This window comes from Acidithiobacillus ferriphilus, assembly GCF_028215975.1.
GTDB lineage: Bacteria > Pseudomonadota > Gammaproteobacteria > Acidithiobacillales > Acidithiobacillaceae > Acidithiobacillus > Acidithiobacillus ferriphilus.
Window position 1 is genome coordinate 387,951 of record NZ_CP116458.1, and the last position, 13,528, is coordinate 401,478.

A 13,528-nucleotide genomic window follows, 5' to 3' on the forward strand; every position below is an offset into this window, starting at 1 on the left:
ACCTCATTTGCCCATGCTAACTTGGCTCAATCGCGTCTGGCTGGTGTTTTTGGTTGTCGTGTTGGCGGTTGGAGGATGGTTGGGCTATGCGGATTGGCAGCAAATCCGCCACCAGTATGGCACCAATCTATTGGCGATGGCCGCCGCTGTTGCAGATGGCACTCACCTGTTTCTAAATGATGCACACAACTCCATGCTGATGCTGGGAAACGAGGTCGATCGAGAAGGGGTAAACCATTCCATCACCACCCGTCAAGCCCTCGAAAAGTATCTGGCATTAGAACACAATTTTGCTGCCATCGGTGTTAGGTCATGGCAAGGGTCCCCGGTCGCCGTAGGCGCCGATAAAGGCTTGCTGGATGCGCTACTTTCTCCATCTGGAAGGGGCGTGCAACCCCCTCTCAAAATCAACCCGGAACAACACCGTCTCCTCGATCATTGTTGGCGTTCTCCTGGATTTTGTATGGGGCCACCGGTACAAACCACGTCCATGCACACACGAGAAGGCGCGTGGATGGTTCCTCTGTTTCTGCAGACGCAGATACTTGATCATGGCGTGCCCAAGCCTCTACGGATGGTAGTGCTATTGCCTTTGCAGAATGGGCAGTTGCCTTTTTGGGCGGCACTACCGTTGCCGCAACATGGCTCTATTTTTCTCTTGCGCAATGGGGGCGTTCTGGAAAGCCGTTATCCACCGCCGACCAAGACCTCTTTTAGCATTCGGCAAAATGGCATTGCCGCGCAATCCATATTTGCGCATCAAGGTGCACAATCTGATGTGTACTACGGTTTGGCGACGGTCGTTAACCAGTGGCGCCTGGGCGCATGGTACCGCGTAGCCGGTTATCCGCTTGTGGCCGGAGCGGGCTTGCCACGTTCTGTCCTGGTGGTTGCCTGGTGGAACCGTATGACCGGACCGCTGGCAGCCATGCTCACTCTTCTGCTGCTTTCGGTCGTGGGTTACCTGACAGTCCGGCGTATGGCTCGGGAAAGAATACAGGAAAAAGCCGCTGCGGAGTCATTACTCTGGGAAGCCAAGGAACGGGCGGAAGTTACCCTGCACTCCATCGGTGACGCGGTTGTCACTACAGATGTCTCCGGGCGGGTGACCGACATTAATTCCGTTGCCGAGTCCCTGATGGGTTATTCGCGTACTGAAATGTTGGGGAAACCACTGGATACGGTTTTTAAGATTGTCCGGGAAGCAGACCATGCCCCGGCGGCGAATCCCGTTCAACGGGTGTTGCAGGAAGGCAAAATTATCGGACTGGCCAATCACACCATACTTATTACCGCACAGGGAGAAGAACGCGCCATAGAAGATTCAGCCGCCCCTATCCGTGCACGGGATGGCACCCTTCTGGGTGTTGTGCTGGTCTTCCATGATGTGACGGAGAAACGTCAACTCACGGCAGATCTCGCCTATCAGGCCACCCATGATCTGCTCACCGGTTTACCGAATCGTGCCTTGTTTCTGGATCGCCTGCAACAGGCGGTTCGCGCGGTTACTCGACAGGAAACCCTTCTGCTAGTGGGCATCCTGGACCTGGACGGGTTCAAGCAGGTGAATGACCGCCTGGGTCACGATATGGGGGATATTCTTCTGCGAGAAGTGGCGCGCCGTACGCGGGAAGCATTACGGACGAAGGATACGATAGCCCGACTTGGTGGCGACGAATTTGGTTTGGTGCTTCCCGAAATCCATCATATGGAAGGGGCGCAACATTTGGCGAATCGCCTGCTCCAGGCGATTGCCGAGCCGATCCTTTTGGACGGAAACAGCGTAACCATCTCGGGCAGTTTGGGGATCACCGTCATTCCCTGGGATGACGGTGATCAACGGAGTGTGTTGCGGCATGCCGATATGGCGCTTTATGCCGCCAAGAATGGCGGACGTAACCAGTACCGATTCTATGAAAAAACCATGGATGCTCAACAGGAACAACTCATGGAGGAGATGGTGATGACCCAGGCGGCGCTCGAAGATCAGCGGCTGATCATGTACTACCAGCCGGTGGTGTCGATCCACGATGGGGCTGCACCCTGCGAAGGGATCATCGGCTTCGAGGCGCTTATCCGGATGGCGCATCCGCAACGCGGAATCCTCCCGCCAGTTGCGTTTGCCGAAGCCCTGGATCATCCGCGTCTGGCCCGGCGCATCGGCTGTTTTGTGTTCGATGCCGTATTGGCTCAAGGAGAACAGTGGCATCGCGATGGGCTTCCTTTTCGAATGTCTATGAACGTCAGTGCCCGCCATCTACTGGATCCCAGATTTCTGGATGATATACGCACGGCTCTGGCGGCGCATCCCGGCATCCCATCTGAAATGTGCGAGATCGAGGTCACAGAAAGTGCGCCCATGCTGGATTTCCCCAAAGCACAAGAAACTCTACGGGTCTGTAACGAGTTGGGTCTGCGCATTGCTTTGGATGACTTTGGCACCGGTAGTGCCTCCCTGAGCTACTTGCAGAAACTGCCAGCCCAAACGATCAAGGTGGATCAGAGCTTCGTGCGGGATATCCTCAATGATCCGCGGGACTTCGCTATTGTTGCCGGTGTTACAACGACGGCCAATATGCTGGGTCTCGAAGTGGTCGCGGAGGGGGTGGAAACCATCGGCCATTTACAGCTGCTGAAGACACTGGATTGTCATGCCATGCAGGGCTATCTCTTCTCTAAACCCATGCCTGCTGATGAGGTTCCCGGATGGGTTAAGTCATTCAATATATTGAATTACAAAAGTAATTTACCCCCCCCCCCCCCCCCCCCCCATCGTCGCAGGATTCCGTAGGATATAACGACTAACGACTGATGGTTTCCTCGTCGCTCATCGACTGCGCGTCGTCCAGTGTGTCGAAGCTCTCCAGGGAATCAGCCATCTTATCCCGCTGCGCTGGGGTCGATGGATTGGAATTACCGCGCCTGGAGAAGACGGCTTGTTTTTTCAAACGGCACGGTCCCGTGGCAGTCATGCTGGGGCGCTTCATTGTTCCCTTGCGGCAATTGCAGGGTTATGTGGCAGGCAGTGCCAAGATGGGTTTTTGGCGCTTCGCATGGTGGAGCTTACTGGGTGCCATGGCTTGGGTCCTTGTATGGGGTTTGGTGGGCTGGTGGGTAGGGGATATGTACCACTGGCGTAAGAAAAAGGGTCACATGGATCCGATTGCATCTAATCTGCCAGGGAATGCTCTATAATGAAGTTTCCACGACTATCCACCGGCCATGCGCATGCCCGATAACGCCATAGTGGCAGCCGTGCCGCGTTCCATACAATCGTTTCTCCTCCTGGCCCCGGGAGAATGGCGAGATCTCTTTTCCAGTCTCAATCATCCTTATCTTTTCCAGCGCGAACGGGCGCGTTTCATCCTCTCCCGTGTCCGTATCATTGCCGCTCTGCTGGCAATTCTCGCTCCATTCCGGATCGCTGTAGATGATCTGCTGCTCCCGCATCCTCTGTTCATCCTTCTCGATAGCGGACGGATTCTCGTGGCCGTGGCATTTGCCGTATTGGCCTTTTTTTGCAGGTGCAGTCCGACACAGCGGCACGCCCGGTTGGCTATGGTCATACTCTTTTTGATTCCCGCTTTTTTCTTCCTTTTTTCACACGCATTACTTGCCCATTCCCGGCTTAATGGCGCGGCGGAATACTTCGATAAGTATACTTATCTACCCTTTATACTCATGGCGAGTATCGGGGTGTTTCCCATGGTTCTGTTGGAAACCCTGGCTTTCACTCTTTCTCTCCTTACGGTTTTTGCACTGCCCTTATGGCTGCGGCAGGACCCTCGAATTCTACCAGAGCTCATTGACCTGATGCTGGTAGCCAGTGTTGCCACCCTGGCCGCCATGAGCCAGCTTCAGGGCATGAAAAGACTCTTCGTGCAATCTTCTACGGACCCCCTGACCGGGTTGTTTAACCGGCGCGCTGGCGAAGAGCTGTTGACCCTGTTGTTTGCTCAGGCCGAGCGCCATCCCCATTCACTCTCTATCGCCATGCTGGATGTGGATGACTTCAAGGGGGTTAATGACAATTGGGGTCACGAGGCAGGGGATCGGGTACTTCAGGAGGTGGCACAACTGCTGCAATCCGGGGTACGGACGGGCGATGCCGTGATACGGTGGGGTGGTGAAGAGTTTGTGATAGTGATGCCCTATGCGAATTCCGGACAGGCCCAGGCGCGCCTGCGGGTCATCCTTGACGGACGCACCGTGCAGAAGCCGGACGGACAACCCATAGGAATGAGCGGGGGCATTGCCGAATTACAAGCCGAAAGTGGCAAAAACTGGAGCGACCTGGTCAAGCTGGCCGACAACCGTATGTACCAGGTCAAAATCAATGGAAAGGGCCGAATCGTCACGGAATAGCGATCTGCTGCCCCCTTGGCTCGCAACGTATGGGGCGCGGAATCTGTCGCCAAAAACGGAGGCTTGCGGCCTGCAAGGCTTGCCGACGGCGAGGAACATCCTTACCATAAGTCGCCTCGAAACCCGCAGGAATAGCTGCCATGATCACCAGCAAATTGACTTGCAGTCGGCATGACCAGCAAAGCCCAAACCACCACCATGGCGTGTCATTGATGCTATCCCTTGCAGGCCGCAGGGACCTGCAAGGGGTTGCTTGCGGTACTATCTCTGTTGCGGTTATATAGGATTATCTGCTGAATTTCATGATCAACCAAGGATCGCTCCTATGACGTCGCAAATTAACGAAACATCCACAGCCAAGACTTTACTGCATAAAGTGATCGAGGCTCAGCCTGATGATGCCAGCTACGAGGAAATCATGCGCGAATTGGCCTTCGAGCGCATGGTGGAACGTGGCTTGGCCGATGTGCGTGCCGGGCGTTCTGTTAGTCACCAGGAGGCACTGCAGAGAATCTGTTCATGGCGGAGTTGAAATGGACGAACGAGGCGCTGGATTGGCTGGAAGTTATCCATCGTTACGTGGCGCAGGATAACCCCAACGCTGCGGTTAGGGTCATTGATGGCATCTTGGAGAAAGCGGAAACGTTCACATCCTTTCCAGATATGGGGACGCGCCTGCGCGTTGTCCCGGAAGGCGAGGTGCGCATGATCCTCTATGGCCACTATCGCGTGGCCTATCTGCATAGAAATGATTCAGAAACGATTGAAGTGATAGGCGTGTTTCATGGTGCGTTGAACATCGACCGGTATCTGCCATGACCAAACGCTGGGCGTTGTGGGGGTTGTTTGCGGTACTTTCGGTTGCGGCACTCATCACTAACTTGAGAACGGCATTTCAAACGCTTCCGTTGAATCCCGACATGGCGGAGATGACCTGATAGTAAGAATCCAACAATAAAAAGGTTTTATTTTACATGAAATTGCGTTCCATATTTATAACCTTCAGCACGCTACTCTTATACTTTTTATTTGCTATACTAATCTTTGGAGTTGCGTGGAAGAACAGCTTTCACGATTGGCTTACGCATTGCATCGGCGGCGGCACCGATTCGATTTCCTTTGTTTGGTTTCTCGCTTGGTGGCCTTTTGCTATAAATCACGGGCTTGATCCGTTCGTTACTAAACTTCTATGGGCACCAAGCGGGGTAAACCTCGCATGGACAACATCTATACCTAGTCTGGCAATCCTTTCGTGGCCTATTACCGCCAAGTTCGGACCAATTGCAAGCTATAACACACTGATAATCCTCTCCCCTGTGTTGGCCGCCTGGTCAGCCTTTCTAATGATCCGCGAGATCATAAGGGAATGGTGGCCCGCCTTTTTGGGTGGATATCTTTTCGGTTTTTCAACTTATGAATTTGGTCAACTTCTCGGGCACTTAAATCTGACATTCACTGCCGCCATTCCTCTTTTTTTATGGGTTTGTATTTTAGCATCGAAGCGATCATGGAAAACTTGGAAAGCTTCTGTAATGTTAGCCATGCTACTGGCATTTCAGTTTTATACATCTAGCGAGATTTTTACAACGTTCACTATTTTTATTGTGGCGGCATTGGCATTTTCTTATTTTTATGCCACACAATATCGTGTTAGCCTTAAAACTATTTTTTTGGGTTTGGCATTGGGCTACATCGGTGCCTTGTTGTTGATGTCTCCAATTTTGGTGGCAATGTTTGACTCATCGAAGCAGTTCTCAGGCGGCAGTGCCCCAAGCATTATCGGTTTCGGTACTGACCTCCTAAATTACTTCATCCCGACCCCCGTGACATGGTTGGGGGGAAGCTCTATGACTTTTATAACTCACTTGTTTTCTGGCGATTACGCAGAGGATGGTGGATATATTGGTTTGCCACTATTGACTATATTGATAACGATCATAATGAAATACTGGAGCGAACAAAAGATCAGGATTCTGATCATTATGCTTGGTATCATCGTTGTCGCGTCATTCGGGCCGATTCTTCATGTGGTAGGAATCCCTATAAGTACTGCTCCATGGATACTTCTGTATCATCTGCCATTATTAGGATATGCACTACCGTCCCGATTTATGATGTATGCATGGCTTGTTATGGGGATTCTGGTAGCGGTTTGGGTTGTCGATTCTCATAGAAAGCGTGATGCGATTGTTCGGTCTGGTTTAACAATGCTGGGATTGGCGTGCATCTTCCCGAACCCTAACATTTATAATAATTGGAGTCCAACTCACGTGCCGCACTTTTTTTCTTCCAAAGCTATTTGTCGCCTGATGCCGAAGAACACCAGCCTCATTGTGATTCCATTTGGGCTATCTGGTGACAGCATGCTTTACCAGGCGGCAGCCGGAATGTGCTTCTCAATGGCAGAAGGTTATACGGGATCTGTGCCCTATCCATTTAACCTCTGGCATGTGGTGATCCCGCTCACGAAAGGGCAGTACAATGAAATAAATCCTGCACATCTCGCCTCGTATATATCTACCTATCATGTAAGTAGAGTTGCCGTTTTGACGGGTATCCCTCTTGAGAAGAATGCACGAAATATGCTGGCTGAATCGGGCATGGCCTCAAGGATGACCTATGGCTCAGTGCGATTGTATGAACGAGGGCATGATTTTTTATCTCCGCCACTTACACTGACAGGCGTTGCACTTCAGCACGAGAAGTTCATGACCAAATGGGAAGCATCCAACCAAGAAGGAAACCGTGGGGCGATTACAAAAACATGCGACACCCTTGGGATACCACAAGGCGTACCCCAGGATATATACACGTGGTTACTCGATCATCATCTTGCACATTAAATTTGGAGCGGTGAAATGGGCGCAAGTTCTGTAATAGAATTTATTGATTTGTCGTTTTCCGCTTGGGTTTATTATGACGCTTCAAAACGAAGTGTCTCCTCTGAATGTTCAAACCGATTGTGGCATTTTTTTGGTAAGTGCTCACCACTCACCATCGCCATAGGAGTTTTGGCGTTTTGGATTTTTGCTTTTCCAGTATATCTTGTCTATAGGGGCAAGACATCACTAACAAAGCGTCACATGTTCGCGACCGGTGTTACCATCAGGTTAATGAAATCACTTGCATTCTTTTTTCTTGGTGCCACCTATTTGTTTGTTTTGTGATCGGTCAATTGTAGCATGCAAGTAAGCGGTAACTGAGCGGCGTATCTTGTGGTTTACCGGGAGATGTTATAGAGGTCCGAGCGCAGGGGGTTAGCGGCGAAGTGTTGCTTCCAGAGTCGCGGGGTCAACTCGGCGACGCGAGCACTGGGATGCTGGCTGATCCGCTGCAGGACATCGACCAGGTAGTCATAGGGATTAATATCGTGGAGGCGGCAAGTGGTCAGTAGGCTCTGCACGATGCCGACCTGCTTGGCACCCAGTTCCGTCCAGCAGAACAGCCAGGCCCGCCGGCCCATGGGAATCACCCGTAAGCCCCGCTCCAGGTGGTTGGTGTCGATGGGCACATCGGCGGCATCGCTCAGGAATACCTCCAGCCCCGCCCGGCGTTTGTGGGCATAGGCCAGGGCTTTGCTCAGCGGATTACTGGGCAGTAATCCGGTATCGGCGGCCGTGTCGGCCACCCAGGTGAAGAACGCCTCTACCGAGGGCTTGGCTTTGGTCAGCCGGACATCCTGCTTTTTGGCGCCTTTCAGTCCCTGCTCGCGAATCTCGGCTTCCACCGCATAGAGGTTGCCGATCATCTCCAGCGCCATGGCCGCCCGCTGCGGATCGGCGTCCTGGCTCTCGAAGAATTCTCGGCGGGTGTGCGCCCAGCACTGGGCATGGGTCAGCCCTTCCGTTTTTTGCGCATAACGGCTGTAGGCGGCATATCCATCGGTGATCAGCACGGATCCGGGGGGTGCGGTCAGTCCCAGGAGTTGATCCACATGCTCCGCCCGTCGGCTCTCGCAGTAAGGGAAACAGATTTCATCCAGCTCCCCATAAACTGGCCAGAAGTAGCCTTGCTTCATTTTGCCCGGTCCTTTCAGACCGGCCTTGATGGGGGTTTCATCCATGGCTTTGACCCGGGAGGCGCGGATGGATTCAAACTGGGCCTCGTAGATGGGTTCCAGGAGGCGCGCGATCTGCTGCATGAGTTGGGTCAGCTATTTCCGGGTTGGGGACCTCGATGGTTTCTACCGGCACCCGGTTTTCATCGAAGAAAGGCACGGCTTCCGTTTTATCTTCTGCCCAATGACCGGCTATTTTGTCCATAAGAAAGCCACATTTATTGCGCATTTTGCGGCATTTTATAGCGCTTGCGCAGATGCCCCGGCTCAGTGCCTTCGAGCATCAGCTTGAGGCCCGTCCAATCCATTTCACGCGGCGTCACTTTCTGCCAGTCCGAGAGGAATCGACCCTGCTCCAGGCGCTTGGCCCAGAGGCTGATCCTTTCTTATTGATGGATACCTCGTCGGCATATCGCTGGAGAGCCTCACCAAGCGTTGTGCTCTCTGCTTCGGAGCGGTCGAGCCAGATCCCCCGTAACATTTCCGACTTCGTGACCTTGGCCCATGCCTCTGCGTCGCGTTTTGTTCGGAAGGTTCGTGTCTGGCTGGGATGACCTTGCTTCCGAATGATGGCCTGCCACCCGATTATGACGAGTTTGTTGTTTGCATCCGGACCTTTTCTTGCATTGATCGTTGCCACCGTGCTGCAACCTCACGCTGCACTAAATTTCAACCAAAGTGCAGCATAAATACAATAGGGCTTAGGTTTTATCACCTAAGCCCTTGTTTATATGGGGTGGCTGACGGGGCTCGAACCCGCGACAACCGGAATCACAAACGGGTTAACAGATGACAAGTGCAACAAAAACAATAGATTAAAATAGGTGCGTCGGGCGTTTCCCGGTCACAGCCGGTCCAGCAACGCCTTGTTCTGCCTCATTACCGGCCCGAAAACGTCACGGCGCCGTTGGCACGATTTCGTCACAAGAATTGGCCGAAAATCGGCCCGTAGGGGCCAATGGAAAACTACTGAGGACCTGGCCGAACTGATAAGTCTCGCTGGAGCAAATCCGCCGCCGGGTGCGAGAGCGTCAGGGGAAAGCGTTTATGAGGGTAGGTAGGCCGAATGGTTGGCATCCGCCGGATGGTCGATGGCGTAGTCATACCCATTCCCACGCTGGACCAGGCGGCAATATTCATGTTTGAGGTACTCCATCTTCTTTTCCCTCGTGTAGAGCTTGAATATGCCGTTCGCACGGACGGTCACCCGGCCCAGATAACTGCCCTTGTTCTTCCCAGCCGGTACGTCCGCCTGGACTATGTCTCCCGTCTGAAAGCCGAAAAGGCGCTTTTCCCTCGTTTTATAGGCACGCGGGAAACCGTACCGCGTCAAGGTCGTCCGTTGGTATCTGCCGCGCCCCACGGCCTTTATGCATAGGACCGGGTGTTGCCAGCCAAAAACGGCGTCCACATGCCCCACGCAAGCGGCGTCGTGGCAATGACTCTTCGCGATTCCGAAACGCTCTCTGTTCCATTTTGTCCTGCCGCCGCTGGCCGACTCCACGGGCAACCCTGTTCCCGCCAGCCGCTGCCATAGTGCCCATCGGGTGCTGTTGACCGCAGCCGCTCCGCGCAAAGACGCCTTGCGGCGAGCCTCGATTCGAGCAAGGCGTCGTGGATCATCGGCAAGAAAGTCCCGTGCGTCTCGGTTGCCTTTCTTCTGATTGCAGGGGACGCAGGCCAAGGTGCGGTTGCTGACCCGATCGCTGCCGCCCAGGCTGCGGGGTTGGATGTGATCGATCTCCAAAGGAACATCCTCCTTGTCGCAGTAGGCGCATCGTCTGCCCCACTTTTCCAGGAGATATTCCCGCATTTCGTAGCCGGTCAATGGTCCTTTCTGATACTCGATGCCGCGAATTTCCGGGTTCTCCATGGCCTGCGTGTCGAATCGGACCACCTCCTGCGATAAAGCTTGGACCGGCGCCCAGCGGCGAATTCTCTCCATCCACGTCATCGTCGTTTCCACGCGATGCCGCAGAGATGGCGGGAGCCAGCCGGCGGGGAGGGTGCGATTGGCGTATCTCGGGGCGCGGTAGCGCAGCTTGCCGCGCCGAGATCGGCGATGCTCCTTCCGCTGTTTCAGAATTTTATGGATGGTCTCTCCGCGATGAGTGAGCTCCATGAGCATGAGCACGATCGCCACATGGCGGCTCTCATCTTCGGCCATGATTTCCTTCTCGCGCACCAGGGCCAGTCCCGTCGTCTTGCCGCCGGGATCCATCTTGAGTCGCAGCGGCTGGGTTTCACCGCCAATCCGGTCTTTGAGCCGAATGACGAATGGGCGGATCCTATGCACTACCGCCCGGCCACGTTCCAGCAGCAGCCGGGCGCGTTTTTCAGAACACGGCATCAGCGGCTTCTTCCTTTTGTCGAGCACGAATACTGCCATCGCTACTGCCTCCTTCTGGCCCTTACGGGCCTTGTAACGCGGGCCTTGCGGCCCGTCTCCCCTCGGGAATGTCTGCAACCGGCTCCACCTTTTCAGGGTGCGACTGAAACCTTCGGCGCTTTGCCTTTCGCCAGCATGATCTCCGCCTTGCAGGGCGGCGGACTGAGGAAGCATCCGCCGGTGCGTCTCGACGACCTGTTGCAAACGTAGCCGACTGTTTACGGCTTTCCCTGGCCGCCCAAAGGGCTTTGAAGCCCTTGCTCCTTGAGGGAACGGCGAGCGGCGCCAAAACCGTTGTATGCACCTATTCCCCCAGAAGGCGAAATATTTTCGCCGAAGCGGCGGATGCTTCCGCGCCCAATCACAAAAAATTTCGCCTCCTGGGGGAATAGGGGTGAGGAGGCAATTCGGCTTTCTCGACATCGACAAGGAGTCGGCGATGAAAGATGAAATGGGAACGGTCGAGTGGTTGTGGTTTGAATTCCGGCGGAGCCCGGCGGGGCACATCCTGCTCTCCGTGCTGGCGTCGCCCTGGACTTGGGTGGCGGTCGCGGGCGTTTGGGCTGGTTCCAAGGTCGGGGGATGGCTGTGAAGATCACCCCCCCGTCCATTTTTTTGTTGCTGGTCACGGGCCTGCTGGCCGTTTGGCTCTTCATCCAGATCAACAAGGAGAACCAGGCGCAGCAAACCGCCATGGAGGCCGCGCAGCGGTGCTCCGGGGCGCGGTTCGACGCGACCTACGACCGCAGCCTGGGGAATGAAAGCGCCCAGCAAAAGGCCATGGACGCGGTGCGGATCGCCCGCGTCTGCGGCGAGGCCCAGAAACAGCGCCGTAACCTGCAGTCGGTTCAGCAAAGCACCGGGGCCGCCCAGGCCAAGGTGGCGTCATCCATTTTGCATTAAATCACTTTATTTCAAGGAGACATCATGAAACACGTTATGTTGTTGGCAGCTATTTCGGCGACTCTCTTCTCTTGCTCCTCCGTCGCCTCGACGAGCGGATTCGATCGGAACACGGGGGCCCTCGGAGGCATGGCGGAAAATTTTCCGGCGAAGCCCGCCGCCGGAACTCCATACTACGCGGAAGTTCCCATCGGGCGATGGAAGGGAAAGTGCTCGGCGATGAGCGGAAATCGCCAATATTGCGCCGGGACCGGCGACGTCGTCATCAAATATCCCCGGCTCACGTTCAAGGTCGGAGAAAGAGATCTGCGTAGGATGGGGAATTTCGTCGCGTTGGAGACGGATTGCCATGTTGATTCCGACGCGGTGGGGACCATCGCCTGTTCGGAGACGGGGGGATTTGCTCTCCCGCTCCGCGACGCGCCCAGGAAAATACGGGCACTGGCCGAACATGACGGGAGTTACACCAGGAACATGGTGACGCCGACTCTCGTCGGGCAGATGACGCCCTACCGCTTCTACCCGACGGGCAAGTGGACCGCTCGGGCGACGCATTTGGCTGGCCTGGCGCTTAGCAGCGCTAGTGGGCAGGGGGAAATCCGAATCCCGCTGTCCGCGCCGTGGTCAAGCATGGACTTGCTCGCCGGCGCTGGGGGCGTGTCCGATATGGTTCAGACCAGATACTGCCGGATGTCGAAGCGGTTTCACGGTCTGAAATGCCGGGTAATGGCCAGCTACGTCAGATGAGAGCGGGAGGAGACATGAAAAAACGGTCATTATTCCTGGTGGCCGCCGCCCTTGCGGCGGCATTGTCGGGGTGCAGCAAGAGCACGGTTGGCAGCGGCTCGGAGAAGACGAACGGAACCGAGCAGTCGTCCGGCGTCGAGAAGAAGATGGACGTGAATACCCATCGGCAGGCGGATCTGGAGATCAAGGAGCCGGCGGTGCCGATTCTGGTCTCCGCCCTGCGGCGGAGCGTTGATGCCGGGAAACCGCGCGGCGCCGTGCTGAACCCCGATCTGGGCTGGACCATCGTGGACGGCACTGCCGCCGTGAAAATGGGGCTCGCCCCGTTGAAGAAAAGCACCGTGCTGGTCGGGTATCCCTACGCCTTTTCCGCCACCCCGTGCCTCAACGAAAAATTAGCCGTCGCGAAGTTGGAGAAGGGGGCCGCCGGAGGCGGGGCGGACGCGGGGATAGCGAAGGTCGAGTTGGCGGCGTACCGGCGCAATCCCCAATCCCTGTGTGTCCACTATGCCGCCGGCGTGGCCACGATCTTCGGGTCGGCCATGCCGATCATGGGGTGGAGGGATGGCTTCAATGAACGCAAGGACGACAATTTCGCGCAAGGACTCGCCGAGACGGCGCAGTTCTCCAATCTCCTCCTGACCAGGCTGTATTACTCCCTGCCCAAAACCGCCTTGGCGGGACAGCGAGAGGCGCGGATCCAGATCGTGAAGGCCTTTTATGGAATCCCATCCTACGATCTGGCCCGAATGTGGAATCGGGCGAAGGCGGTGGTCGCCGACCAGGGCGTGACCATCAATGGATCTGGATCGATTCCCGACGGTGGCGCGATGGGTTTCAGGATCGGCGGCGCGACCTACGTCGGCGGCCAGTCCGGTCTGAGCGTCACTCAGGACGGCGTGAAGTGGCTGGGCGACGGCAGGATCTCGGGGAGGGAGGTCAGTCTGTCCTTCTCGCGGAACGTCAGCCGTTCCCTGGGCGAGAGCCGGAGTCTGGGGCGGAGCGAGCGCGAAGGTGTCAGCGGCAAGACGCATGAAGAGGCCAACGTGGCCGGGCAAGGAGGCTGA

The 13,528-nt window shown here is 55.5% G+C and carries 13 protein-coding genes and 1 pseudogene; 11 read left to right on the plus strand and 3 right to left on the minus strand.

Annotated elements, in window-relative coordinates; genetic code table 11:
• Positions 1-13: 13 nt before the first annotated feature.
• Positions 14-2,791, plus strand: a complete 2,778-nt coding sequence (locus tag PJU76_RS01835; protein ID WP_271781025.1) for a bifunctional diguanylate cyclase/phosphodiesterase — start codon at positions 14-16, stop codon at positions 2,789-2,791.
• A gap of 10 nt (positions 2,792-2,801) precedes the next feature.
• On the opposite strand, the gene PJU76_RS01840 is transcribed toward PJU76_RS01835, so the two are convergent.
• Positions 2,802-2,972, minus strand: coding sequence for a hypothetical protein (locus tag PJU76_RS01840; RefSeq protein ID WP_271781037.1), 171 nt, complete (start codon positions 2,970-2,972; stop codon positions 2,802-2,804).
• Here PJU76_RS01840 and PJU76_RS01845 point away from each other — a divergent pair.
• The 6 genes from PJU76_RS01845 (at position 2,971) to PJU76_RS01870 (ending at position 7,208) form a co-directional block, all read left to right on the plus strand.
• The gene (locus tag PJU76_RS01845) at positions 2,971-3,195 is read left to right on the plus strand and encodes a DedA family protein (protein WP_271781026.1); all 225 of its coding nucleotides are present in this window, start codon (positions 2,971-2,973) and stop codon (positions 3,193-3,195) included. The genes PJU76_RS01840 and PJU76_RS01845 overlap by 2 nt on opposite strands.
• 33 nt (positions 3,196-3,228) lie before the next feature.
• Complete coding sequence (locus tag PJU76_RS01850; RefSeq protein WP_271780245.1) at positions 3,229-4,365, plus strand: GGDEF domain-containing protein; 1,137 nt, start codon at positions 3,229-3,231, stop codon at positions 4,363-4,365.
• 325 nt (positions 4,366-4,690) lie between these two features.
• Entirely contained in the window at positions 4,691-4,897 is a 207-nt protein-coding gene (locus PJU76_RS01855; RefSeq protein WP_271780246.1) for a hypothetical protein, read from the plus strand.
• The gene (locus PJU76_RS01860; protein ID WP_271780247.1) at positions 4,885-5,184 is read left to right on the plus strand and encodes a type II toxin-antitoxin system RelE/ParE family toxin; all 300 of its coding nucleotides are present in this window, start codon (positions 4,885-4,887) and stop codon (positions 5,182-5,184) included. The genes PJU76_RS01855 and PJU76_RS01860 overlap by 13 nt, the downstream gene beginning before the upstream one ends.
• Positions 5,181-5,303 (plus strand): hypothetical protein, encoded by a 123-nt coding sequence (locus PJU76_RS01865; protein WP_271780248.1) that lies wholly within the window; start codon positions 5,181-5,183, stop codon positions 5,301-5,303. The genes PJU76_RS01860 and PJU76_RS01865 overlap by 4 nt, the downstream gene beginning before the upstream one ends.
• Positions 5,304-5,339: 36 nt before the next feature.
• Complete coding sequence (locus PJU76_RS01870; protein WP_271780249.1) at positions 5,340-7,208, plus strand: hypothetical protein; 1,869 nt, start codon at positions 5,340-5,342, stop codon at positions 7,206-7,208.
• Between the two features lie 377 nt (positions 7,209-7,585).
• Here the strand turns inward: PJU76_RS01870 and tnpC are convergent.
• Positions 7,586-8,518, minus strand: a pseudogene (tnpC, locus tag PJU76_RS01875) (IS66 family transposase); the annotation flags it as partial.
• Positions 8,519-9,467: 949 nt separating this feature from the next.
• Complete coding sequence (gene iscB, locus PJU76_RS01880) at positions 9,468-10,811, minus strand: RNA-guided endonuclease IscB (protein ID WP_271780250.1); 1,344 nt, start codon at positions 10,809-10,811, stop codon at positions 9,468-9,470.
• A gap of 439 nt (positions 10,812-11,250) precedes the next feature.
• Between iscB and PJU76_RS01885 the strand changes: the two genes are divergently transcribed.
• Genes PJU76_RS01885 through PJU76_RS01900 form a run of 4 tightly spaced genes read left to right on the plus strand, consistent with a single transcriptional unit; the run spans position 11,251 to position 13,528 of the window.
• Positions 11,251-11,403 (plus strand): hypothetical protein, encoded by a 153-nt coding sequence (locus PJU76_RS01885; RefSeq protein ID WP_215879628.1) that lies wholly within the window; start codon positions 11,251-11,253, stop codon positions 11,401-11,403.
• On the plus strand, positions 11,400-11,714 hold the full coding sequence (locus PJU76_RS01890) for a hypothetical protein (RefSeq protein WP_271780251.1): 315 nt from the start codon (positions 11,400-11,402) through the stop codon (positions 11,712-11,714). Before PJU76_RS01885 ends, PJU76_RS01890 begins: the two co-directional genes overlap by 4 nt.
• A 24-nt stretch (positions 11,715-11,738) precedes the next feature.
• Entirely contained in the window at positions 11,739-12,461 is a 723-nt protein-coding gene (locus PJU76_RS01895) for a hypothetical protein (RefSeq protein ID WP_271780252.1), read from the plus strand.
• 14 nt (positions 12,462-12,475) lie between these two features.
• Complete coding sequence (locus PJU76_RS01900) at positions 12,476-13,528, plus strand: hypothetical protein (RefSeq protein WP_271780253.1); 1,053 nt, start codon at positions 12,476-12,478, stop codon at positions 13,526-13,528.

Bases quoted from the DNA above. Each gene is read 5' to 3' on its own strand.
- PJU76_RS01835 (WP_271781025.1), top strand. From the start codon at position 14: ATGCTAACTTGGCTCAATCGCGTCTGGCTGGTGTTTTTGGTTGTCGTG.
- PJU76_RS01845 (WP_271781026.1), top strand. From the start codon at position 2,971: ATGCTGGGGCGCTTCATTGTTCCCTTGCGGCAATTGCAGGGTTATGTG.
- PJU76_RS01840 (WP_271781037.1), bottom strand. From the start codon at position 2,972: ATGACTGCCACGGGACCGTGCCGTTTGAAAAAACAAGCCGTCTTCTCC.
- PJU76_RS01850 (WP_271780245.1), top strand. From the start codon at position 3,229: ATGCCCGATAACGCCATAGTGGCAGCCGTGCCGCGTTCCATACAATCG.
- PJU76_RS01855 (WP_271780246.1), top strand. From the start codon at position 4,691: ATGACGTCGCAAATTAACGAAACATCCACAGCCAAGACTTTACTGCAT.
- PJU76_RS01860 (WP_271780247.1), top strand. From the start codon at position 4,885: ATGGCGGAGTTGAAATGGACGAACGAGGCGCTGGATTGGCTGGAAGTT.
- PJU76_RS01865 (WP_271780248.1), top strand. From the start codon at position 5,181: ATGACCAAACGCTGGGCGTTGTGGGGGTTGTTTGCGGTACTTTCGGTT.
- PJU76_RS01870 (WP_271780249.1), top strand. From the start codon at position 5,340: ATGAAATTGCGTTCCATATTTATAACCTTCAGCACGCTACTCTTATAC.
- iscB (WP_271780250.1), bottom strand. From the start codon at position 10,811: ATGGCAGTATTCGTGCTCGACAAAAGGAAGAAGCCGCTGATGCCGTGT.
- PJU76_RS01885 (WP_215879628.1), top strand. From the start codon at position 11,251: ATGAAAGATGAAATGGGAACGGTCGAGTGGTTGTGGTTTGAATTCCGG.
- PJU76_RS01895 (WP_271780252.1), top strand. From the start codon at position 11,739: ATGAAACACGTTATGTTGTTGGCAGCTATTTCGGCGACTCTCTTCTCT.
- PJU76_RS01900 (WP_271780253.1), top strand. From the start codon at position 12,476: ATGAAAAAACGGTCATTATTCCTGGTGGCCGCCGCCCTTGCGGCGGCA.